Raw genomic sequence first — 21,404 nt, forward strand, 5'->3', positions numbered from 1 at the left:
GTGGAGCGTGAGGTGTTGGGCCGGCGTCGCGGGCCGGTCGCGTCGCGTTCACGGCAGCCTGCGCAGAGTGGGGCGAGTCTGCCGGCGTCGAGGTCGGACCGAGGTGGCTCGCGGGTTACAGCAGACAGGCGGTGTGGACATGCGGCGTTTGATGACGGCAGTTGCACTGGCGGTGCTGGGCCTGGCGCTGGGTGCCTGCTCGCCGCCGGCGGCGGTGGTCAAGCCGCCGTCGAAGGCGTTGCCGCCGACCACGGCCACGGCGGGCGCGCGCTACGTCCACGCCGAAGTGAAGCAGCACCAGGACAAGTCCGGCTTCCGTCTGCTCACGCGCAGCACCAACGCCCTGATGAGCCGGGTGGCGCTGGCCGACCATGCGCAGCACGCGCTCGACCTGCAGTACTACATCTTCGACAACGACGCGACCGGGCGGCTGGTGGCACAGCGGCTGCTGGCGGCGGCGGATCGCGGCGTGCGCGTGCGCCTGCTGGTGGACGACATCAACGCGGGCGAGGCGATCGACATGTTCGACGCGCTGGATACCCACCCGAACATCGAGGTGCGGCTGTTCAACCCGTTCGCCACGAAAAAACCCTCCCTGTTCTCCCGGGCCACCCAGTTCCTGCTGGATGCGCACCGGCTCAACCGCCGCATGCACAACAAGTCGTTCATCATGGACGGCAACGTCGCCATCGTCGGCGGCCGCAATATCGGCGACGCCTATTTCGATGCCGGCGACACCAATTTCCGCGACCTCGACCTGATCGCGATCGGCCCGGTGGTGAAGCAGGCGTCGCAAGCCTTCGACGAGTACTGGAACTGCGACGCCGCCTACCCGGTGAAGGCCTTCAGCGGCAAGCATGCCGGCCATTACGACCTGGCCAGGCTGCGGGTGGACCTGGCGCATGACGCGCGCGTGTTCGCCCAGTCGGATTATGCGCAGGCGACGCTGGACGAACTGCCCAACGGCGCCTCCGCCGATCGTCCGGGCAAGTGGTTCTGGGGACCGGCCACCCTGGTCACCGACCAGCCGGAAAAGATCGAGACCGGGCACGATCAGCCGCAGTTGCGCATCGGCCCGGACGTCAAGGCGCTCACCGATGGCGCGCAGCGCGAGCTGCTGCTGATTTCGCCGTACTTCATCCCCGGCGACAATGGCACGCAGTATCTCGCGGCGCTCGCGGCGCGCGGCGTCACGGTGAAGGTGCTGACCAATTCGCTCGCCTCCAACGACGAGCCGGCAGTGTTCTCGGGCTATTCGCGCTACCGCCGTGCGCTGCTCGAAGGCGGCGTGCAGCTGTACGAACTGCGTCCCGCCGCCGGAGCCGCCCAACCCGCCACCGCGCACGGCACCTCGTCCGGGGTGAGCCTGCATGCGAAGGCGATCGTGGTGGACCGGCAGCAGGTGTTCATCGGTTCGATGAACATGGACGCCCGTTCGAAGCTGCTGAACACCGAGATGGGCCTCATCGTCGATTGCCCGCCGCTGGCGGCGGCGGTGACCCAGTTCTTCGACACCGCCACCTTGCCCGCCAGCGCCTGGCACGTGACGCTGAAGACGGACGGCGGCGCCATGCAATGGCAGGCCAGCGACAACGGCAAGCCGGTGAGCTACGACCGCGACCCTGGCGCCACCACCCAGCGTCGCATCGAAGTGCAGATGCTCAAGCTGCTGCCGCTGGAAAGCCTGCTCTAGGGCCGCCGCGTGAGAGGACCCTGTCCCATGCTTCCTTCAATACGCCAGCTTCCCGCACGCCTGTCCAAGGCGCTGCTGGCGTGGCTGCTGTTCGCCCTGCTGCTGACGCCCGCACTCGCCCGACAGCCCATGTCGGCGCCGCCGACCGAGCAACAGAAAATCGACTACCTGATCAGCATCGTCGCCACGCTGCATGGCGCCAGTTTCATCCGCAACGGCAGCGCCTACGACGCGGAGCAGGCCGCCGCGCACATGCGCCTGAAGCTGCGCTTCGCCGGCAGCCGGGTGAAGACCGTGGACGACTTCATCGTGTATTGCGCCACCGGCTCGTCGGTATCCGGAACCCGTTACGTCATCCGCTTCGCCGATGGCCAAAGCATCGACGCCGCCACCTTCCTGCGCGGCAAGCTGGCCGTCTTTCGCACTCCGTGAATGCGGACACTCCCGTTCGTCCTGAGCCTGTCGAAGGATGAGCGGAAGGAGCGCGCTGTGTCTGCCGTCGCCGGGCGGATCAAGCTGCCGGAGATGCGAGCGCGGGATTCAGAGGACGCGGACGCCGCCACGCATCCGGCAGTTGCATCGACAACCGGCTGGTTCAGGAATGGGTCGACCGCACGTTCAGCCGAACGTGGCGAAGACCGGCACGGCCGGAACCGGGCGGGCACCGGGGCGCCGGCCGTCCACGAACATGTACAGGTGGCCGCCGACCACGGCCACCATCGGGCGACCGGACAGCTGCATCGCAGGGAATGCCGCGGGCGACTTGGCCAGGCCGATCTGGTGTTCGGCGCGCATCCGGGCGGTCTTGGCGGCAAACCAGGCTTTCGGGCCGGCCAGCAAGATGCCCGAGTCGGACTCCGCCTGGCGCGAGTTCTCGATGGTCTGGCGCAGGTGGGCGAGGTGGTGTGCGCTGAAGGCCTCGCTCAAGGCAGCGGACTTGAACGGCGAGGCGACGTATTCGTCGAGCAGGCCGCCCAGCGCCGCGGCCACCCGCAACGCGATCCGCCGGTTCGCACGCTCCACGCGTGAAGCACCGGCCGAGGCCTGCCAGACACCATCGAGGGCTTCGGCCAGGGCAAGGTATTCGGCCTGGTTGAGCGGGCGCCGGGCCAGCGGGGTGTCGCGACGAGCGATCAGCCACGCCTGGTCAGCGGCCGGCAGCGCGTGCGAGCGGCGTGCGACGCGCGAGCGTGCTTCCTTCATCGACAGGTCGCCGTCGGCCGCCAGTCGCAGCGAAAGCGCTTCCCGGGTCAGCGGCTGCGCACGCGGTGTGCCGTCGGTGCGGTACCAGCGGCGGTGCTCCAGCGTCGCTGGATGGAACAGGCCTTGCGGCGGTCGCAGCGTGACGCGCGCCTCCGCGGCGTAATCGAGCGAAGGGGCCATCGGTCGCAAGCCGGCAGCGCGGGCGGCGAGCACTCGGCCAAGCAGGATTTCGGCGACGACCAGATGCCGATGGCAGCTGGCCCGATGATCGCGCTCGGCCCGCGCGAAGTAGACGAAACGCACGCGAGCCGCTGGCGGGGTGCTGCCGGGCCGAACGGTGGCTTTGGTGCCGTGACAGCCCTGCCCGGCGATCCGGTGGCCGATCGGCAGCGCGCGATGCGCAGTAGGCAGGTCACCCAGCAGGGTATCGACGGAGGGCACAGGAACAGCGACGGATCTGGCCTTGGCGGCCTCTTTCACATGCACACTTGCGGGGATCGGCACACTCACAAAAAGCCTTCGTCGCTGGAAGGCAGTCACGACGCTCGACTCTGCCAGCACCGCACCTGCCTGGGTACCGCTCACGCCGTCCAGCCTGGACGGCCACGACACCACTCTTGCATCATGCGTGCCGCGAAAATGTGCGCTATCGCGCAATAATCGAACTTCGACTCTGCTTGGGTGCGCGCCGCGCAGCGGGGGGTGTTCCGCCGGCATTTCCCGGGGCCAGCCGGAAAGCAGGCAGAATGGGCGGCTGGCGACGCCCCGCCCGCCCCCTGTTCGACTACGGATGACCTCTTGACGATCACGCCCGCCCCCACGCCTCTGCCCGACCCTGCGGACGCCGCCCTGCTGGAGCGCCTGCGCGCCACCTCCGCACTGCTGGAAGCGGTGGCGGCCGATCGCCAGCTGCTGGACCGGCTTCCGGCCGAGGAGCGCCAGCGCCTGCACCGGGCGGTGGCGCAGCTCTACCATCCCGACCCGGCGGCCCGCCGGATCAAGCTGAAGGCGGCCGAGAAGGCGCGCCATGCCTCGAAGATCGAGGCCGAGGACACCGTGCTGAACCAGACCGGTATCCGCGCCTTGCGCCGCAAGCCGGTGTTCACCACGCCGAACGCGTTCGCGCCGGAAGGCTTCCTGCCGCACGACGTGCCGCCCGCGGCCGACGCCGCGCAGCCGCGCGAGTCGGTCGAGCCGAAGCACTGCTACGTGTGCAAGCGGAAATACACGGCCATCCACTTCTTCTACGACCAGCTGTGCCCGGAGTGTGCCGCGTTCAACTATGCCAAGCGCGGTGAACTGGCCGACCTGCGCGGGCGCGTGGCACTGCTCACCGGCGGCCGGGTGAAGATCGGTTACCAGGCCGGCCTGAAGCTGCTGCGCGCCGGCGCCGAGCTGATCGTCACCACGCGCTTCCCGCGCGACTCGGCGGCGCGCTATGCGGCCGAGCCGGACTTCGCCGACTGGGGTCACCGCCTGCAGGTCTACGGCCTGGACCTGCGCCACACGCCCAGCGTCGAGGCGTTCTGCCAGGAACTGGTGGCGACCCGGCCGCGGCTGGACTTCATCATCAACAACGCCTGCCAGACCGTGCGCCGCCCGCCGGATTTCTACGCGCACATGATGGAGGGCGAGACCGCCGCGCTGCACCAGCTGCCCGAGCACGTGCGCCGGCTGGTCGGCCATTACGAGGGCCTGCGCGGCGCGGAGATCCTGCCAGGCAGCAGCGCGCTGGCCAGCCGCGGCGCCGACCTGCCCGGGCTGAGCCGCGCCGCCGAGCTGTCGCAGCTGCCGCTGCTGCCGGAAGAACTGCTGGCGCGGAGCCACCTGTTCCCCGAGGGTCGACTGGATCAGGACCTGCAGCAGGTCGACCTGCGCCAGCGCAACTCGTGGCGGCTGCTGATGGCCGAGGTGCCGTCGGTGGAATTGCTGGAGGTGCAGCTGGTCAACGCGATCGCGCCGTTCATCATCAACGCGCGGCTGAAGCCGCTGATGCTGCGCACCGGCGAGCGCGACAAGCACATCGTCAACGTGTCGGCGATGGAGGGCCAGTTCTACCGCAGCTTCAAGACCACCCGCCACCCGCATACCAACATGGCCAAGGCCGCGCTGAACATGATGACGCGCACTTCGGCCACCGATTACCACAACGACGGCATCCACATGAACAGCGTGGACACCGGCTGGGTCACCGACGAGGACCCCGCCGAACTGGCCGCGAAGAAGGTGCGCGAGGAACGCTTCCACCCGCCGCTGGATATCGTCGACGGCGCCGCGCGCATCGTCGACCCGATCATCCACGGCATCAATACCGGCGAGCACGTGTGGGGCCAGTTCCTGAAGGACTACCGCCCCACCGACTGGTGATCCACTGGTGCCAGAGCGACGACAATCCGTTTCCTTCGCGCCGGTTTCAGACGCCGCTGCGTAGCCTTATCTTGCGGACAGGCGCCATCCGGCGCGATCAAGCATGAGGAGCAACGCCGTGATTGAACGCAGACCCTTCGACCGCCTGGGCGGAGCCGACCACGGCTGGCTCAAGGCCAAACACCATTTCTCCTTCGCCGGCTACCACGACGCGAATCGCATGGGCTGGGGCGCGTTGCGCGTGTGGAACGACGACACCATCGCGCCGCAGACCGGCTTCCCGCCGCACCCGCACGCGGACATGGAGATCATCACCTACGTGCGCGAAGGCGCGATCAGCCACCAGGACAGCCTGGGCAACGCCGGCCGCACCGAGGCCGGCGACGTGCAGGTGATGAGCGCCGGCAGCGGCATCACCCACAGCGAGTACAACCGGGAGGACGTGACCACGCGCATCTTCCAGATCTGGATCATCCCCGACGAGAACGGCCAGCCGCCGTCGTGGGGTGCGCGGCCGTTTCCCAGGGGCGATCGTTCCGGGCGTTTCGTGGCGCTGGCCAGCGGCTTCAAGGACGACGTCGAGGCGCTGCCGCTGCGCACCGATGCGCGCGTGCTGGGCGCCACGCTGAAGGCCGGCGAAAGCACCGAGTACATGCTGGCCCCCGGCCGCTACGCCTACCTGGTGCCGGCCACCGGCAAGGTGGACCTCAATGGCGTGCAACTGGACGCCCGCGACGGCGCCGCGATCCGCCAGGAGTCGACGCTGAAGGTCACCGCGCTGGAAGACGCCGAGCTGGTGCTGGTCGATACCGCGCCCTGAGCTGCGCGCATGCGGGCGCGTGCGGCGCCAGGCGCGGGCGCCCCGGCGGGAGCCGGCCCGGTGCGGCTCCAATTCGACCGCAAGACCCGGAGTGCCGCGGCGGGCGCCGGTCCGTAGATTGCGCCTTGAGCGATAATCCGACGGAAGGAACAGCCATGAAAACTCCGGAAAAACAGGCCGCACGTGCCGCCACCCTCGCCGACCCGCGCTGGGCCGCCGTGCAGGCGCGCGACGCGCATGCCGACGGCAGCTTCTTCTATTCGGTGCGCAGCACCGGCGTGTACTGCCGTCCCTCCTGCGCCGCGCGCGCCGCGCGGCCGGAAAATGTGGCGTTCCACGCCACCGCCGCCGAGGCGGAGCGCGCCGGCTTTCGCCCGTGCAGGCGCTGCCGGCCCGACCAGCCATCGCTGGCGCAGCAGCAGGCGGCGATGGTCACCGCTGCCTGCCGGCTGATCGAGCAGGCCGAGACCGTACCCACGCTCGAACAGTTGGCGCAACCGAGCGGACTCAGCCCCTTCCACTTCCACCGCGTGTTCAAGGCGGTTGCCGGGGTGACCCCGAAGCAGTACGCCACGGCGCATCGCAACCGCCGCGTGCGCAGCGGCCTGGAGCGCAGCCACACGGTGACCGAGGCGATCTTCGATGCGGGCTACAACGCCAGCAGCCGCTTCTACGAAACGGCGAACGAGGTGCTGGGCATGACGCCCTCGCGCTATCGCGCCGGCGGTGCCGACAGCGAGATCCGCTTCGCCATCGGCGCCTGCTCGCTCGGCGCGATCCTGGTGGCGCAGAGCGCGCGCGGCGTCTGCGCGATCCTGCTCGGCGACGACCCCGACGCGCTCGCGCGCGAGCTGCAGGATCGCTTCCCCAGGGCCAGGCTGATCGGCGGCGACCGCGACTACGAGCGCCTGGTGGCGCAGGTGGTCGGCTTTGTCGAAGCCCCTGCGCTGGGACTGGATCTGCCCTTGGACGTGCGCGGCACCGCGTTCCAGCAGCGCGTGTGGCAGGCGTTGCGCGAGATCCCGGTCGGCAGCATGGCCAGCTACAGCGAGATCGCGCGGCGCATCGGCGCGCCCAAGGCCGCGCGGGCGGTGGCGCAGGCATGTGCCGGCAACATGCTGGCGGTGGCGATCCCCTGCCATCGCGTGGTGCGCAACGACGGCGACCTGTCCGGCTACCGCTGGGGCGTGCCGCGCAAACGCGCGCTGCTGGAGCGCGAGGCGCAGGCATGAACGCGCAACTGCGCCCTGGCCCCGACACCGGTGCGCGGCTGCAGGCATACGACTGGGTCCGCATCGGCGATGAACTCGATGCGCACGGCTGTGCGATGCTGGAAGCCCTGCTGTCGCCGCCGGAGTGCGCGAAGCTGGCAAGCATGTACGCGGACGACGGACGCTTCCGCAACCGCGTGCTGATGGCCCGCCACGGTTTCGGCCGCGGTGAATACCGCTATTTCGATTACCCCCTGCCCGAGCTGGTGGCCGGGCTGCGCGGTGCGGTTTATCCGCGGTTGGCACCGATCGCGAACCGCTGGAACACGTCGATGGGATTGGCCGTGCGCTACCCCGCCGCGCATGCCGAGTTCATCGAACGCTGCCACGCCGCCGGCCAGCGCCGCCCTACCCCGTTGCTGCTGCAGTACGGCACCGGCGACTACAACTGCCTGCACCAGGACCTGTACGGCGAGCACGTGTTTCCGCTGCAGCTGGCGATCCTGCTGTCCGAGCCGGGACGCGATTTCAGTGGCGGCGAGTTCGTGCTGACCGAGCAGCGTCCGCGCATGCAGTCGCGTGCCGACGTGGTGCCGCTGCGCCAGGGCGACGCGGTGCTGTTCGCGGTGCACCAGCGGCCGGTGCAAGGCACGCGCGGCAGCTACCGGGTGAACATGCGCCACGGCGTCAGCCGCGTGCGCAATGGCCACCGCCACACGCTCGGCATCATCTTTCACGACGCCACATGATCACCACCGACCTGTTCGCCGCTGCACCCGCCCCTGTTCGTCAGGACGAGCCGCTGTGCGAAGGCGCGATGGTGCTGCGTGGGTTTGCCTTGGCCAGCGAGGCGGCGTTGCTGCAGGCGCTCGATGCGATCGTGACGCAGGCACCGTTCCGCCACCTGGTCACGCCCGGCGGCTTCCGCATGTCGGTGGCGATGACCAACGCGGGATCGCTGGGCTGGGTCAGCGATCGCCGCGGTTACCGCTACGACCCGATCGACCCGGACAGCGGCAAGCCATGGCCGCCGCTGCCGCCGGTCTTCCTGCAGCTGGCAGCTACCGCCGCCGCGCGTGCGGGCTTTGCCGGTTTCGTGCCGGATGCCTGCCTGGTCAACCGCTACGAGGCGGGTACCCGGCTGAGCCTGCATCAGGACCGCGACGAGCACGACCTGGGCCAGCCGATCGTGTCGGTCTCGCTGGGCATCCCGGCGGTGTTCCTGTTCGGCGGCTTGCAGCGCTCGGACTACCCGCAACGCGTGCCGCTGGCGCATGGCGACGTGGTCGTGTGGGGCGGCCCCGCGCGGCTGCGCTATCACGGCGTGCTGCCGCTGAAGCCGAACCATCACGCCGTGCTGGGCGACTGCCGCATCAATCTCACGTTCCGGCGGGCCGGTTAGATGAAGCGGACTGTCGATGCGTCCACATTCCTGGCCTCGATCGACGCCGATTGGGCAGGCCTGGTTGCGCAGGTCGGCCCCTGCGGTCACGAGCCGAAACCGGCGCGCGAGCCGTACGAGGCGCTGGTGCGCGCGGTGGCCTACCAGCAACTGCATGTGAAGGCCGGCGACGCGATCCTGGCGCGGCTGTTGGCTTTGCATCCGCGGCGGGCGTTTCCGTCGCCGGCGCAATTGCGCGATGCCGACTTCGACAGCATGCGCGCCTGCGGCTTTTCGGCGCGCAAGATCGAAACGATCCGCGGCATCGCCGCGGCCACGCTGAAAGGTGTGGTGCCGGACCTGTCCGCGGCCCTGGCGCTGCCGGACGAGGAACTGATCGCCCGGCTCAGCGTGCTGAAAGGGATCGGCCGCTGGACGGTGGAGATGTTCCTGATCTACAGCCTGGACCGGCCCGACATCCTGCCGGCAGACGACTTCGGCGTGCGCGAGGGCTACCGTCTGCTGAAGTCGCTGGAAACGGCGCCCACACCGAAGGCGCTGGCGGCGATCGGTGCGGCCTGGAGTCCGTATCGTACTGCCGCTGCCTGGTATCTGTGGCGCGTGCCGCGGCCGTCGAAGGCGAAGGCTAAGCAGGCGGCAGTGGGCTGACGCCGAGCCGGTGTCCGTACACCAGCTTGCCGCCGAGCCAGCCGGCCACGCCCAGACACAGGAAGCCCAGCACGCTCAACCCGATCGCCAGCAGGCCCGGCTCGATGAAGTGCGTGCCGTGCAGGCGCAGGAACAGGCTGGCCACGTAGCAGCTCAGCGCGCCCATCACCATGAGCATGTGCCGGTTGACGTCCTTGAGCGCCGGGTTGTCTTCGGCGACCTTGGCCAGCTCGAGCAAGCCGGCCAGCATGGCGGGGATCGAGAAGCCGATCCCCGCCAGCAGCAGGATGCCGGCAAAGCGCCATGCCGGTTCGCCCCAGGCCAGGCTGGCCAGATCCGCCGCGGTGGCCAGCGACCAGCAGGCGATCGGGAAATGCACCAGGGCCGGATGCAGCGGATGGCGCATGACAGCGGCTCAGGCCAGCAGCAGGCTGAGCAGGGTCAGGAAACCCACCACCGCGACGCCGGCGTGCACGAACACCACGGCCTTCGGTGCGACCTGCTGGCGCAGGTGGAACGAGGCGAGGAAGAAGCCGCCCAGCGCGGCCAGCACCAGCAGGGCCAGCGCCGCGGTGAGCCGCCCCGGGGCCGCGCCCTGCAGCACCACGAGAATCAGCAACACCAGGCCGCTGGCGCCGAGCAGCGCGTGCAGCATGGAAATTGCCCACGGCGCCAGCTTGCCGCGCAACACGCTGGAGGCCAGCACCAGACCGCCGATGGCGGCCACCGCAAAAACCAGAATCGCATAGAGCAGCATGTCGTTTCCCCCGGGTAGCGCGTTGATGAGTGGGTCGCTGCCGATCGGATGCGGCAGCCCCTCCAAAGGTTCCCGCGCCATGACGGCAGCCTCTGCAGGACGCGCTTTTCGGGCAACCCGCGCTCGACCATGGTGCAAGTGCCCATCCTGCGGCGGCTTGCTACCCTCGCCGGATCGTCCGGTTCGCGAGGCAGGCATGGCAAATACCCACGGCATCCACACCATCGACACCGGCTTCGTGCGGCCGCGGTTCGACGCGGCCTACCTGGTCGTCGAGAACGGCCGCGGCGCGTTCATCGACTGCGGCACCAACTTCTCGGTGTCGCGCCTGCTGGTGGCACTGGACGAGGCGGGAATCTCCGTTGCCGCGGTGGACTGGCTGATCCTCACCCACGTCCACCTGGACCATGCCGGCGGCGCCGGCGAGCTGATCGCGCGGCTGCCGAACGCGAAGCTGGTGGTGCATCCGCGCGGCGCCCGCCACATGATCGATCCCTCGGTGCTGTGGGCGGGCGCCAGCTCGGTGTACGGCGAGGCGGTGATGGAGCAGACCTATGGCCGGCTGCGCCCGGTCCCCGCCGAACGCGTCGTCGAGGCGCCGGACGGGCACGTGGTGGAACTGGCCGGCCGGCGGTTGCTGTGCATCGACACGCCCGGCCACGCGAGGCACCATCTCACCGTGTACGACGAGCGCGCCAACGTGTGTTTCACCGGCGACGTGTTCGGCCTGTCGTATCGCGATTTCGATACCGCGAACGGCCCGTTCATCCTGCCTACCACGTCGCCGGTGCAGTTCGATCCGGAGGCGTTGCATGCGTCGATCGGGCGACTGGTCGCCCTGGAACCTGCCGCGATGTACCTCACCCACTACGGCCGGGTCGAGCCGGTGGAGCGGCTGGCTGCCGACCTGCATTTGCAGATAGACGCGATGGTCGCGCTGGCCCGCGCCGCGCACGGCAGGCCCGACCGGCATGCCGTGCTGATGGAGTCGCTGACCGATCTCTACGCGACTCGTGCCGCGGCCCACGGCTGGGGCCAGGGACGCGACGCCTTGCGCCAGCTGCTGGGCATGGACATCGAGTTGAATGCGCAAGGGCTGGAGGTCTGGCTGGATCGCTGATCCATCATGCCGGCCGGAGCCGGCTCACTTGCCTGCCGCGCGCGCGTCCTGCCGCTCCTTCGCCAGCCGCGCCTCGAAGCGCGGCTGCGCCGCCGCGGCATAGGCGCGACAAGCGCCGGTGTCGATCAAGGGGGCGGACGAATGCTCGCGATCGCGCGCGGCGATCTTCTGCATGAAGCCGCTGGCCTCGGGATGCGGGGTGATCAGGATGTCGCACGGCAAGCCGGCGACGGTGGCGAAGGACCGGCGGAAGCTGGCGACCCGCGCCGGGTCGTCGCTGTAGCGGAAGCCATCGCGGCCGAGCGCGGTGAGGCTGTCGACGTAGGCCAGCGCGAGGCAGTGTTCCTTTTCGCAGGAACGCCAGGTCCATGACGTGCTGCCCGGGGTGTGGCCTGGCGTGTAGTGCGCCGTGATGGCGATCGGCCCCACCCGCACGGCGGCACCATCGGCGACCACCTCGACCGGCGTGACCGCCGGATAGCGTGGCGTCATGCCGTATTGCGGGTCGTCGGGATCATTGCCGCCCGAACGCAACTCCTTCGCTCCGGCCACGCTCGCCGCCACCGTGGCGCCGCTGTCGTGCGCCAGCCTGGCGATCGCTCCGGCATGGTCGGAGTGGGCGTGCGAGTTGAGGATCAGCTTGACGTCATGCAGGCGGAAGCCGAGCGTATGGATGTTCGCCTCGATCTGCGCCGCATTGCCTTCCAGCGTGCCGTCGATCAGCACGTGGCCCTGCGGCGAGGTGATCAGGATCGCGCTCAGTCCCTGCGTGCCCACGTACCAGCTGTTGCCGTAGATGCGGAACGGCTGCTGCGGCGCGCTCCAGTGCGCCTCATCTGCCTGCGCGACACCCGCCGCGGTCAAAAAGGTAAGCAACCATAGCGCGCGTAAAAATGGATTCATGCGTGGGACTCCGTGGGGACGAAGCCGCCATGCTGGCGGGCGGCGCGGCACTGGTGCGGGCACCGCTCGGGCAAATTGCGGGCGCGACGCCGCTCAGGCCAGCCGCGTGCCGTTCGGTACCGGGCGTTCGACCGCGGTGAGCACCACACCCTCGTCGGTGGGAAAGCCGGTGAGCAGGAACTGCGAGCGGAACGGGCCGATCTGCTTTTCGGGGAAGTTGATCACGCCCACGACCTGCCGGCCGAGCAGATCCCCGGCCTGGTACAACGCGGCGATCTGCGCGCTGGTCTTCTTCTCGCCATAAGGGCCGAAGTCCACCCACACTTTCCACGCCGGCTTGCGCGCTTCGGGAAACGGTTCGACCCGGGTCACCGTGCCGGCGACGACCAACACTTTCTCGAAATCGGCCCAGCTGATCTCGGGGTGATTCGCTGCACTCATCCTTCCAACCTCGTCTTCAGACAGTCGCGGCTTTGCTGCCACCAGTAGCTGGCCTGCGCCGCCAGATAACCGAACGGACGGTGCGTGTTGCCCAGGCCATAGTCGGCAAAACGTTTCCAACCATCGTCACCATCGGCGATCGCCGCCGCCAGCAGTTCGCCGGCCGCACAGGTCGGGGCCAGGCCGTGGCCGCCGAACGCCTGCGCCCACCAGAGGCCGTCGTCGCTGCCGCCGATCTGCGGCATCTGGTGCCGTGCGTAGCTCATCAGGCCCGACCAGGCGTGCTCGATCCGCACGCCGGCCAGTTGCGGGAACACCCGCAGCAGGTCCCGCGTCAGCAGGCGCTGCACGCCGCGCGGCGAGCGGTTGAGCACCGAGATGCGCCCGCCCCACAGCAGCCGCGTATCCGGCAGCGCGCGGTAGTAGTCGAACGCGAAGCGGCTGTCGTAGATCGCCGCGCGGGTGTGCAGGCATTCGTCCAGCCGATCGCCGAGCGCTTCGGTGACCATCACGTAGGTGGCGATCGGCAGGATCGCCCGGTCGATCGGTTTGCGCAGGCCGGCCAGATAACCGCCGCAGGCCAGCACGACCTGGTCGGCCAGCAGCTCGCCCTGCGCCGTACGCAGGCGCCACTGCCGGCCTTCGCGCGCGAGGCTGCGCACACCGCTGTGCTCGTGGATGCGCACGCCCTGCCCGGCCGCCGCCGCGGCCAAACCGATCGCATAATTGAGCGGATGCAGGTGCAGCGCGTCACGCTCGTACAGGCCGTCGTGATAACGCTCGCTGCGGATGCGTGCGCGCAACTCCGCTTCGGGCAACCACTGCCAGTTCACGTGGTAGTGTTCGGCCAGCAGTTGCTGGCGCCGGCGCAGCACCGCGGGGTCACGGAACCAGTTGGCCCAGATCACACCTTCGTCGACCGCGTCGCAGGGGATGGCGTATTCGGCGACACGCCGGCGGATGCGCCCGACCGCCGCGGTGGTCAGCTGGAACAAGGCCTGCGCACGCGCCTCGCCCAACTGGTCGAGCAGTGCCTGCTCACCCAGCGAATAGCCGGCGAAGACGAAACCGCCATTGCGACCGGATGCGCCGAAACCGACCTGCTCGCGCTCCAGCAGCACCACGTCGCGCACGCCGCGCTCGGCCAGGCCCAGCGCGGTGTTCAAGCCGGCAAAGCCGCCGCCGATCACGGCAACACGTGCGTGCGTGCTGCCCTGAAGCGGTTCCCAGGCCGGGTACGGCGTGGCGGTGGCGCGGTAGTAGGACGTAGGCGAGGGGGATTTCATGCTGCAGCGACAGGCGGCACCGGTGTCCGTGACTGGGCAAGCATATCCTTCATGCCAGGACGTCGTGGCAGCCGTGGTTCAAAGCTGGCCGAGGAACTCTCGCACGGTGGGCGCGAGTTTCGGGTCCTGCATGGCCATGTGCATGGTGGCGCGCACCAGTCCGGCCTTGTTGCCGCAATCGAAACGGGTGCCTTCGAAGCGGTAGGCCAGCACCTTGCCCTGCTCCTTCAGCAGCGCGTCGATCGCGTCGGTGAGCTGGATCTCGCCGCCGGCGCCGGGCGTGGTCTGCTCCAGCAACTGGAAGATGCGGCCGGGCAACACGTAGCGGCCGACCACGGCCAGGTTCGACGGTGCGTCGGCCGGCTTGGGTTTCTCCACCATGCTGCGGATCCGCGCGCTGCGCTCGTCGACCGGCACGGCGTCGACGATGCCGTACTTGTCGGTCTGGTCGTGGGGGACTTCCTCCACCGCGATCACGCCGGCGGCTTGCGCATCGGCGAGCTCCGCCATCTGCCGCAGCGCACCCTTGCCGGCGCCGTTCCAGATCAGGTCGTCCGGCAGGATCACGCCGAACGGCTCGTCGCCGACCACCGGCTTGGCGCACAGCACGGCGTGGCCCAGGCCGAGCGCCTCGGGCTGGGTCACGAAGATCGCCCGCACGTGCCGCGGCAGGGTGCCCTGCACCAGCGCCAGCAGTTCGGCCTTGCCCTTCTCCTGCAGCTTCGATTCCAGCTCGTAGGCCTTGTCGAAATAGTCGGCGATCGCGTGCTTGTAGCGGTTGGTGACGAAGACCAGGGTGTCGGCACCCGCATCCACCGCCTCGTCGACGGCGTACTGGATCAGCGGCTTGTCGAGCACCGGCAGCATTTCCTTGGCGACCACCTTGGTCGCCGGCAGGAAACGCGTGCCGAGTCCGGCCACGGGAAACACCACTTTGCGCAGGGGCTTGCTCACTCATTGATCTCCGGGTTGGCACGGCGGATCGACACCACGTTGTCCGGTTGCACCGTTTCGCTCCAGCGGAACGAAGGCAGCAGGCTGGACACGCAGCGCCGAAGTTCTTCCTCATTGAAAACCTCGGCCGCCTCGGCAGCCTTGTGCAGCAGGGCCTGCAGCAACTCCCACGACACCTCGCGATGTTGCGCCAGGAATATCTTGGCGTGCGCGGTGGCGCTGTAGTTTTCCAGCGGATGGAAAAGTTCCTCGAACAGCTTTTCGCCCGCGCGCAGGCCGGTGTACACGATCGGAATCTCGCTGCCGGGCTTCTTGCCGGCGAGGCGGATCATCTGCTCGGCCAGATCGCGGATCTTCACCGGCTCGCCCATGTCGAGCGCGAAGATCTCGCCGCCCTTGCCGATGCTGGCGGTCTGCAGGATCAGCTGGCAGGCTTCGGGGATCGTCATGAAGTAGCGCGATATTTCCGGGTGCGTCACGGTGACCGGGCCGCCGTCGCGGATCTGCCGGCGGAACAGCGGCACCACGGAGCCGGCTGAATCCAGCACGTTGCCGAAACGCACCGTCATGAAGCGGGTGGCGGCATGTGCGTCGAGGTTCTGGCAGTAGATCTCGGCAATGCGCTTGCAGGCGCCCATCACGCTGGTCGGGTTGACCGCCTTGTCGGTGGAAATCAGCACGAAACACTCGACCCCGGCTTCGCAGGCTGCATCGGCCACCGTGCGCGTGCCCAGCGCATTGTTGCGAAACGCCGCGCGAAGCTGGTTCTGCAACAGCGGCACATGCTTGTAGGCGGCGGCATGGAACACCACCTGCGGCCGGACGTCCGCAAATGCCTTGCGCATGGCGACCTGGTCGCCGCAGTTGGCCAGGATGCCGTCGAAGATCAGTTCGGGAAAATCCGCGCGCAGCTCCTGGCTGATCCGGTACAGGTTGTATTCGCTCTGCTCGATCACGGTAAGCGACTGCGCGCCCAGCCGGGCGACCTGGCGGCACAGTTCCGAGCCGATCGAGCCGCCGCCGCCGGTGACCAGCACGCACTTGCCGCTCAGCGTTTCGCGGATCGCGGTCCAGTCCAGCTCCACCGTGTCGCGACCGAGCAGGTCCTCGATCGCCACTTCCTTGATCTGGTTGAACTGGGCGCGGCCAGCCACCACGTCCTCCAGCCGCGGCACCGTCCGGTACGGCAGGCCGGTGGCGTCGCACAGCGAAACCACCCGCCGCATCTCGCTCGTCGACGCACCGGGCAGCGCGATCAGCAGCATGTCGATCGCCACTTCGCGGGCTACCTCGGGCAACTGGTCGAGTTGCCCCAGCATCGGGTGGCCGTTGATGCTGGCGCCGCGCAGGCTGGGCTTGTCGTCGACGAAGCCGACCACGGCATAGCGGTTGTCGCGGTGCAGGTCGCGCGAAAGCACTTCACCGGCGCGATCGGCGCCGACGATCAGCACGCGCTTCGCAACCTGGTTCTGCAGCAGGTCGTTGCGGCTGTCTTTCCAGTAGCGGTAGGCCAGACGCGGTACGCCGAGCAACGCGGCGAGCAGCAGCGGGTAAAGCGCCAGCACCGAACGCGGTACGCCCTCCAGCCGGTCATACAGGAACAGCGACACGCCGACGAACAGCGAACCGATCACGACCGCGCGCGCGATGTTCCACAGGTCCGGCAGGCTGGCGAAACGCCAGACGCTCTTGTACAACCCGGTCCAGCGGAAGATCAGCCCCTGCACCAGCAGCACGATCGGAAACTCGAGTATCCCGAAACTGACGACCTCGTCCGGTTTCAGCGCATACCTCAGCAGTTTGGCGATCCACCATGCGAGCACGGCCATGGCCAGGTCGTGCAACACGACGGCGATACGCGGGTGGATGAAGCCGACGAGCTTACGCAGCGACATGGGAGGCCTTGGGCAGATGGCGTCGCAGGCAGCGACGTTTCAGCGCCAGCCAAGTGGCCGCCGCTCCAAGATAGACGGCTATGGTAATCGGCAGCGCCATGCGCAGATGACTCCAGGCCAACCAGGCCGAGGGTGCCGCGACCAGCAGGTTCCAGCCCATATAGGCCATGTCCGTCCGTGCATGCGTTCCTCCGCGGCGCACCAGCCACTGGTAGAGGTGTTCGCGATGGGCAGTGTACCAGCGCCGCCCGCGCCACATGCGGGTCAGCAGGGTCAGGCTGGCATCCACCACGAAGGCGGACGACAGGATCAGCGCCGGCCACAGCGCCCCCGGCGCGACCCGCCACAGCATCGCGCTGAACGCAAAGACCAGCAGGCCTGTGCTGCCGCTGCCGACGTCGCCCATGAAGATTCGTGCGGGTGGCCGGTTGAAGCACCAGAAGCCCAGTGCCGATGCCGCGAAGACCGCCGCCGCGGCGGCCAGCGCAGGTTGCTCCGCTGCCCCCGCCAGCCAGGCCAGGCCTGCGCCCACGAAGACCGCCTGCTGTGCCAGCAGCCCGTCGATGCCATCCATGAAATTGTGCAGGTTGATGCTCCAGACACCGCCGACCAGCAACAGCGGTATCCACCATCCTGACAAGCCGGTGGCCAGCAGCCCCAGCGAGAACAGGCCGGCCGCGAGCAGTTGGGCGCCCAGCCGCGGCAGTATCGGCAGCGAGCGGTGGTCGTCCCACCAGCCGGCCAGCGCCACCAGCACCAGTGCGGCGAGCAGGCTCGCGGTCACGCTTGCTGGCCAATCCGCCGGCGCATGCCACAGCACGCCCGGCAGGCAGGCCAGCATCGCCACGACGATGCCGATGCCGCCGCCGCGCGGGGTCGGCAGCCGATGCGAACGGCGTTGCCCGGGCTGGTCCAGCATGCCGCGCCGCTGCGCATAGCCAATCGCGCCGCGCACCAGCAGCAAGGTGATCGACAAGCTGGCCAGCAACCATCCGGTGGTCAGGTACATGCTCCGCTCACTCGCTGGCGACACCGTGGATCGGCCGGATCGTGCTCCAGCTCTTGCAGCTGGGGCACTGCCAGTGATGGGCCTTGGCGCCGAAGCCGCAGCGGCTGCAGCGATACATCGCCTGGCCTTCCAGCAGCTTGCGGGTCAGGTCGCGCAGGATCAGGAAATTCTCGCGCGCCTCGCCTTCGATCTTGTCCATGGTGGCGTCGATCAGCGCCATCAACCCGCGCACCGACGGCCGCTGGCGCAATTGGGCGGTCAAGAAGTCGACCGCTGCCCGCTCGCCGTCGCGCTGCCGATACAGGTGGGTCAGCGCCAACACCGGCGAGACGCCGTGGTAGCGCCCGAGCATGTCGTGCAGGAAATGTTCGGCGCGCTCCATCTGCTGCGAGCGGGCATAGCTGTTGAGCAGCGGCGGCAGAATGTCCGGAGTGAAGGCGATATCGGCCTTGATCGCCGCCTCGTAGGCCGTTACCGCCTCCGCATGCTGGCCGTCCTCGGACAGCATGCGGCCGGTCAGCATGAAGGCACGCACGCAGCCGGGCTGGCACTCGAACGCCTGGCGCAGGTAGTCGCGCGCTTCGGCGCGGGCGCCGTGCTGGCGCGAGCGGTCGGCCAGCTCGCAGTAGAACTGGGCGATCATCGGTGCCTCGTCCTCGCCGGTCATCACCTCCAGCCGGCGCGCGTGCTCGATCGCCTTGTGCCAGTCGCGTTCGTGCTGGTAGATCGCGATCAGGTGGCGCAGCGCCGACGGTGCATGCGCATCCATCGCCACCAGGTCGGAGAACAGTGCCTCGGCGCGATCCAGCAGGCCGGCACGCATGTAGTCCTCGCCCAGTTCCAGCAAGGCCACCGTCTTCATCGCGTCGGTCAGGCCCGGTCGCGAGACCAGGTGCTGATGCAGCCGGATGGCCCGGTCCACCTCGCCGCGGCGGCGAAACAGGTTACCCAGTGCCAGGTGGGTCTCGACCGTGTCGCGGTTGTACTCGGCCAACTTGAGGAAGACCTCGATCGCCTTGTCCTGCTCCTCGTTGAGCAGGTAGTTCAGGCCGCGGAAATAGTCCGAGGACAGCTCGCTGACCTCGGCGCCGGAACGGCGTGCACCGGCCTGGCGGGAGGCCCACCAGCCCAGCACGAATGCAGCTGGCACCAGCGGAACCAGCACATACAGGAAATTCATGGCCGGGCCGGCTGCTTCTTGTCGGCACGCGGTTGCCGGCGATGCCGGCGCATGCTCACGCCGAGCCAGGCGGTGAGCCCGCCCAGCAGCCAGCCGATCACCAGCGCGCCCAGCAAGGCCGCGCCCTTGGGCAGTTGCATCCGGACGAACGCGAGGTCGTAGCCGACCAGGTCGGCATTGAGTGCGCCAAGCACGATGCCGGCGGCGATGAAGATCACGAGGACGATGATGGCGAGCAGTCGCATGGCCGAGACTTTACCCGATTGCTCGTGACAGGCACAGGCAGCGTGGGTGGTCCAAGCGGCAACGATTCATGGCGGCCCGGTGGCCGCACGACGGCGCGCAGCAAAAAAGGCAGGACCGCCCTGCATCGCCTGCCTTCGGTCGATCTTTCCTGAGTGGTGGCCGGGATGTCAGGCGATTTTCTGCTCCAGATCCTGGTTGACGCGCTCGCGCAATTCCTTGCCCGGCTTGAAGTGCGGAACGTGCTTGCCGGGCAGCGCCACGGCCTCGCCCGTCTTGGGGTTGCGCCCCATCCGCGGCGGCCGGTAGTGCAATGCGAAGCTGCCGAAGCCACGCACCTCGATGCGTTCGCCATGGGCCAGGGCGTGGCTCATCTGCTCGATGACGCTCTTGACGGCCATCTCGACGTCCGCAAACGCAAGATGGGTCTGGCGCCTGGCGAGCGCCTCGATCAATTCGGATTTAGTCATGGGCCCCAATGTCCGTGACATGAAACGACGGGGCGGCGGCGACAAACTGCCGCCCCGTGTCAGGCTGCTGCAGGCGATCAGTCGGCCTTGTTGAACTGCTCCTTGAGCAGCGCACCAAGCTTGGTCGTGCCGCTGGCCGCGGACGAGTAATCCACCGACGTGTCGGGCGCGTCTTCCTCGTCCTTGGCGCGGATCGAGAGCGCCAGCTGGCGACCCTTGCGATCCATACCGGTGAACTTGGCCTCGACCTTGTCGCCCACCTTCAGGTGCTGGGTGGCGTCGTCGATACGCTCCTTGGCGATGTCGTTGGCGCGCAGGTAGCCCTCCACGCCCTCGCCCAGGTCGATCACCGCGCCCTTCGCATCGACTTCCTTGACGGTGCCGTTGACGATGCTGCCGCGCGGATTCGCCGCCATGAACTGGCCGAACGGATCCTGCTCCATCTGCTTGATGCCGAGCGAGATGCGCTCGCGCTCCGGATCCACCGCCAGCACCACGGCCTCGATCTCGTCGCCCTTCTTGAAGTTGCGCACGAGGTCTTCGCCGGACATCTGCCAGGAGATGTCGGACAGGTGCACCAGGCCGTCGATGCCGCCGTCCAGGCCGATGAACACGCCGAAGTCGGTGATCGACTTGATCTGGCCGGAGACCTTGTCGCCCTTCTTGTGCATGGCGGCGAACGCTTCCCACGGGTTGGAACGCGTCTGCTTGATGCCCAGCGAGATGCGGCGACGCTCTTCATCCACGTCCAGCACCATCACTTCGGTCTCGTCGCCGACCTGCACCACCTTGGCCGGGTTGACGTTCTTGTTGGTCCAGTCCATCTCGGACACGTGCACCAGGCCTTCCACGCCCGGCTCGATCTCGACGAAGCAGCCGTAGTCGGTGACGTTGGAGACCTTGCCGAACAGGCGGCTGCCGACCGGGTAGCGACGGGCGATGGCGACCCACGGGTCGTCGCCAAGCTGCTTCAGGCCAAGCGAAACGCGGTTGCGCTCCTTGTCGTATTTCAGCACGCGCACGTCCAGCTCGTCGCCGACGTTGACCACCTCGGACGGATGACGCACACGCTTCCACGCCATGTCGGTGATGTGCAGCAGGCCGTCGATGCCGCCCAGGTCCACGAACGCGCCGTAGTCGGTGAGGTTCTTGACCGTGCCCTTGACCACCGCGCCCTCGGTCAGGCGCTCCAGCAGCTTCTCGCGCTCCTCGGAGAACTCGGTCTCGACGACGGCGCGGCGGCTGACTACCACGTTGTTGCGCTTGCGGTCCAGCTTGATGATCTTGAACTCGAGTTCCTTGCCCTCGAGGTAGGTCGGCTCGCGCACCGGGCGCACGTCGACCAGCGAACCCGGCAGGAACGCGCGGACGTCCTTGATGTCGACGGTGAAACCACCCTTGACCTTGCCGGAGATCATGCCCTTGATCGTCTCTTCCTTGTCGAACGCCTGTTCCAGGTCGTCCCACACCATCGAGCGCTTGGCCTTCTCGCGCGACAGCTTGGTCTCGCCGAAACCGTCTTCCAAAGCTTCGAGGGCTACCTTCACCTCGTCGCCTACCTGCACCTCCAGCACGCCGTCCTCGCTCTTGAACTGCTCGATCGGGACGATGCCTTCGCTCTTCAGGCCAGCATTGATCACGACGACGTCGTTGCGGATTTCCACAACGATGCCGGTGACGATGGCGCCGGGCTTCAGCTTGGAGATGGCCTGTTGGCTCTGTTCAAACAGTTCGGCAAAACTTTCAGTCATGTTGATTCCATAGTGGGAAAAGACCGTGATCCGTTGCGCCTGGTTGGGTGT

General features: G+C 68.2%; 22 protein-coding genes. 9 read left to right on the plus strand and 13 right to left on the minus strand.

The window, feature by feature from the left end; genetic code table 11:
- Window positions 1–151 precede the first annotated feature (151 nt).
- The gene (locus tag R2APBS1_RS08760; protein WP_157769710.1) at window positions 152–1,693 is read left to right on the plus strand and encodes a phospholipase D family protein; all 1,542 of its coding nucleotides are present in this window, start codon (window positions 152–154) and stop codon (window positions 1,691–1,693) included.
- A gap of 27 nt (window positions 1,694–1,720) precedes the next feature.
- Window positions 1,721–2,125: a DUF5329 family protein gene (locus R2APBS1_RS08765; protein ID WP_015447664.1), complete on the plus strand. Its 405-nt coding sequence runs from the start codon at window positions 1,721–1,723 to the stop codon at window positions 2,123–2,125.
- A gap of 186 nt (window positions 2,126–2,311) precedes the next feature.
- Here R2APBS1_RS08765 and R2APBS1_RS08770 read toward each other — a convergent pair whose 3' ends face one another.
- Entirely contained in the window at window positions 2,312–3,481 is a 1,170-nt protein-coding gene (locus R2APBS1_RS08770) for a hypothetical protein (protein ID WP_231378301.1), read from the minus strand.
- A gap of 213 nt (window positions 3,482–3,694) precedes the next feature.
- On the opposite strand from R2APBS1_RS08770, the gene R2APBS1_RS08775 reads away from it, so the two are divergent.
- The 6 genes from R2APBS1_RS08775 (at window position 3,695) to R2APBS1_RS08800 (ending at window position 9,344) form a co-directional block, all read left to right on the plus strand.
- Window positions 3,695–5,263 (plus strand): SDR family NAD(P)-dependent oxidoreductase, encoded by a 1,569-nt coding sequence (locus R2APBS1_RS08775; RefSeq protein ID WP_015447666.1) that lies wholly within the window; start codon window positions 3,695–3,697, stop codon window positions 5,261–5,263.
- Between the two features lie 118 nt (window positions 5,264–5,381).
- Window positions 5,382–6,083, plus strand: a complete 702-nt coding sequence (locus tag R2APBS1_RS08780; RefSeq protein WP_015447667.1) for a pirin family protein — start codon at window positions 5,382–5,384, stop codon at window positions 6,081–6,083.
- A 155-nt stretch (window positions 6,084–6,238) separates the two neighbouring features.
- A complete protein-coding gene (gene ada / locus R2APBS1_RS08785) occupies window positions 6,239–7,315 on the plus strand; it encodes a bifunctional DNA-binding transcriptional regulator/O6-methylguanine-DNA methyltransferase Ada (RefSeq protein ID WP_015447668.1) in 1,077 nt (358 codons plus the stop codon).
- Window positions 7,312–8,043, plus strand: a complete 732-nt coding sequence (locus R2APBS1_RS08790) for a 2OG-Fe(II) oxygenase (protein WP_015447669.1) — start codon at window positions 7,312–7,314, stop codon at window positions 8,041–8,043. Before ada ends, R2APBS1_RS08790 begins: the two co-directional genes overlap by 4 nt.
- Window positions 8,040–8,696 carry a DNA oxidative demethylase AlkB gene (alkB, locus tag R2APBS1_RS08795; RefSeq protein ID WP_015447670.1) on the plus strand — a complete coding sequence of 219 codons (657 nt, stop codon included), beginning with the start codon at window positions 8,040–8,042 and terminating at the stop codon, window positions 8,694–8,696. The genes R2APBS1_RS08790 and alkB overlap by 4 nt, the downstream gene beginning before the upstream one ends.
- The gene (locus R2APBS1_RS08800) at window positions 8,697–9,344 is read left to right on the plus strand and encodes a DNA-3-methyladenine glycosylase family protein (protein ID WP_015447671.1); all 648 of its coding nucleotides are present in this window, start codon (window positions 8,697–8,699) and stop codon (window positions 9,342–9,344) included. It begins immediately after the preceding gene.
- Here the strand turns inward: R2APBS1_RS08800 and R2APBS1_RS08805 are convergent.
- Together R2APBS1_RS08805 and R2APBS1_RS08810 are read right to left on the minus strand one after the other, a co-directional pair.
- Window positions 9,322–9,750, minus strand: coding sequence for a DUF2231 domain-containing protein (locus tag R2APBS1_RS08805; protein ID WP_015447672.1), 429 nt, complete (start codon window positions 9,748–9,750; stop codon window positions 9,322–9,324). The genes R2APBS1_RS08800 and R2APBS1_RS08805 overlap by 23 nt on opposite strands.
- A 9-nt stretch (window positions 9,751–9,759) precedes the next feature.
- Complete coding sequence (locus R2APBS1_RS08810) at window positions 9,760–10,101, minus strand: hypothetical protein (RefSeq protein WP_041676920.1); 342 nt, start codon at window positions 10,099–10,101, stop codon at window positions 9,760–9,762.
- A 196-nt stretch (window positions 10,102–10,297) separates the two neighbouring features.
- Between R2APBS1_RS08810 and R2APBS1_RS08815 the strand changes: the two genes are divergently transcribed.
- Window positions 10,298–11,221 carry an MBL fold metallo-hydrolase gene (locus R2APBS1_RS08815; protein ID WP_015447674.1) on the plus strand — a complete coding sequence of 308 codons (924 nt, stop codon included), beginning with the start codon at window positions 10,298–10,300 and terminating at the stop codon, window positions 11,219–11,221.
- Window positions 11,222–11,245: 24 nt separating this feature from the next.
- Here the strand turns inward: R2APBS1_RS08815 and bla are convergent, their stop codons facing one another.
- The 10 genes from bla to rpsA form a co-directional block, all read right to left on the minus strand.
- Complete coding sequence (gene bla / locus R2APBS1_RS08820) at window positions 11,246–12,124, minus strand: subclass B3 metallo-beta-lactamase (protein ID WP_015447675.1); 879 nt, start codon at window positions 12,122–12,124, stop codon at window positions 11,246–11,248.
- A 93-nt stretch (window positions 12,125–12,217) separates the two neighbouring features.
- Entirely contained in the window at window positions 12,218–12,565 is a 348-nt protein-coding gene (locus R2APBS1_RS08825; RefSeq protein ID WP_015447676.1) for a tRNA-binding protein, read from the minus strand.
- Window positions 12,562–13,851 carry an NAD(P)/FAD-dependent oxidoreductase gene (locus R2APBS1_RS08830; protein WP_015447677.1) on the minus strand — a complete coding sequence of 430 codons (1,290 nt, stop codon included), beginning with the start codon at window positions 13,849–13,851 and terminating at the stop codon, window positions 12,562–12,564. Before R2APBS1_RS08830 ends, R2APBS1_RS08825 begins: the two co-directional genes overlap by 4 nt.
- A 78-nt stretch (window positions 13,852–13,929) precedes the next feature.
- Entirely contained in the window at window positions 13,930–14,805 is an 876-nt protein-coding gene (galU, locus tag R2APBS1_RS08835) for a UTP--glucose-1-phosphate uridylyltransferase GalU (RefSeq protein WP_007508288.1), read from the minus strand.
- Complete coding sequence (locus tag R2APBS1_RS08840; RefSeq protein ID WP_015447678.1) at window positions 14,802–16,700, minus strand: polysaccharide biosynthesis protein; 1,899 nt, start codon at window positions 16,698–16,700, stop codon at window positions 14,802–14,804. Before R2APBS1_RS08840 ends, galU begins: the two co-directional genes overlap by 4 nt.
- Window positions 16,687–17,709 (minus strand): MraY family glycosyltransferase, encoded by a 1,023-nt coding sequence (locus R2APBS1_RS08845; protein ID WP_015447679.1) that lies wholly within the window; start codon window positions 17,707–17,709, stop codon window positions 16,687–16,689. The genes R2APBS1_RS08840 and R2APBS1_RS08845 overlap by 14 nt, the downstream gene beginning before the upstream one ends.
- 7 nt (window positions 17,710–17,716) lie before the next feature.
- Window positions 17,717–18,889, minus strand: coding sequence for a lipopolysaccharide assembly protein LapB (gene lapB, locus R2APBS1_RS08850; protein WP_015447680.1), 1,173 nt, complete (start codon window positions 18,887–18,889; stop codon window positions 17,717–17,719).
- A complete protein-coding gene (locus R2APBS1_RS08855; protein WP_015447681.1) occupies window positions 18,886–19,134 on the minus strand; it encodes a LapA family protein in 249 nt (82 codons plus the stop codon). The genes lapB and R2APBS1_RS08855 overlap by 4 nt, the downstream gene beginning before the upstream one ends.
- Before the next feature lie 168 nt (window positions 19,135–19,302).
- Window positions 19,303–19,602: an integration host factor subunit beta gene (locus R2APBS1_RS08860; protein ID WP_007508279.1), complete on the minus strand. Its 300-nt coding sequence runs from the start codon at window positions 19,600–19,602 to the stop codon at window positions 19,303–19,305.
- A gap of 77 nt (window positions 19,603–19,679) precedes the next feature.
- Window positions 19,680–21,353: a 30S ribosomal protein S1 gene (rpsA, locus tag R2APBS1_RS08865; RefSeq protein ID WP_007508277.1), complete on the minus strand. Its 1,674-nt coding sequence runs from the start codon at window positions 21,351–21,353 to the stop codon at window positions 19,680–19,682.
- Between the last annotated feature and the right edge of the window lie 51 nt (window positions 21,354–21,404).

Source organism: Rhodanobacter denitrificans, assembly GCF_000230695.2.
Lineage (GTDB): Bacteria > Pseudomonadota > Gammaproteobacteria > Xanthomonadales > Rhodanobacteraceae > Rhodanobacter > Rhodanobacter denitrificans.

Coding starts and splice junctions, on each gene's coding strand:
- R2APBS1_RS08760 (WP_157769710.1), top strand. CDS start 152: ATGACGGCAGTTGCACTGGCGGTGCTGGGCCTGGCGCTGGGTGCCTGC.
- R2APBS1_RS08765 (WP_015447664.1), top strand. CDS start 1,721: ATGCTTCCTTCAATACGCCAGCTTCCCGCACGCCTGTCCAAGGCGCTG.
- ada (WP_015447668.1), top strand. CDS start 6,239: ATGAAAACTCCGGAAAAACAGGCCGCACGTGCCGCCACCCTCGCCGAC.
- R2APBS1_RS08790 (WP_015447669.1), top strand. CDS start 7,312: ATGAACGCGCAACTGCGCCCTGGCCCCGACACCGGTGCGCGGCTGCAG.
- alkB (WP_015447670.1), top strand. CDS start 8,040: ATGATCACCACCGACCTGTTCGCCGCTGCACCCGCCCCTGTTCGTCAG.
- R2APBS1_RS08800 (WP_015447671.1), top strand. CDS start 8,697: ATGAAGCGGACTGTCGATGCGTCCACATTCCTGGCCTCGATCGACGCC.
- R2APBS1_RS08805 (WP_015447672.1), bottom strand. CDS start 9,750: ATGCGCCATCCGCTGCATCCGGCCCTGGTGCATTTCCCGATCGCCTGC.
- R2APBS1_RS08810 (WP_041676920.1), bottom strand. CDS start 10,101: ATGCTGCTCTATGCGATTCTGGTTTTTGCGGTGGCCGCCATCGGCGGT.
- R2APBS1_RS08815 (WP_015447674.1), top strand. CDS start 10,298: ATGGCAAATACCCACGGCATCCACACCATCGACACCGGCTTCGTGCGG.
- bla (WP_015447675.1), bottom strand. CDS start 12,124: ATGAATCCATTTTTACGCGCGCTATGGTTGCTTACCTTTTTGACCGCG.
- R2APBS1_RS08825 (WP_015447676.1), bottom strand. CDS start 12,565: ATGAGTGCAGCGAATCACCCCGAGATCAGCTGGGCCGATTTCGAGAAA.
- R2APBS1_RS08830 (WP_015447677.1), bottom strand. CDS start 13,851: ATGAAATCCCCCTCGCCTACGTCCTACTACCGCGCCACCGCCACGCCG.
- R2APBS1_RS08840 (WP_015447678.1), bottom strand. CDS start 16,700: ATGTCGCTGCGTAAGCTCGTCGGCTTCATCCACCCGCGTATCGCCGTC.
- R2APBS1_RS08845 (WP_015447679.1), bottom strand. CDS start 17,709: ATGTACCTGACCACCGGATGGTTGCTGGCCAGCTTGTCGATCACCTTG.
- lapB (WP_015447680.1), bottom strand. CDS start 18,889: ATGAATTTCCTGTATGTGCTGGTTCCGCTGGTGCCAGCTGCATTCGTG.
- R2APBS1_RS08855 (WP_015447681.1), bottom strand. CDS start 19,134: ATGCGACTGCTCGCCATCATCGTCCTCGTGATCTTCATCGCCGCCGGC.
- R2APBS1_RS08860 (WP_007508279.1), bottom strand. CDS start 19,602: ATGACTAAATCCGAATTGATCGAGGCGCTCGCCAGGCGCCAGACCCAT.
- rpsA (WP_007508277.1), bottom strand. CDS start 21,353: ATGACTGAAAGTTTTGCCGAACTGTTTGAACAGAGCCAACAGGCCATC.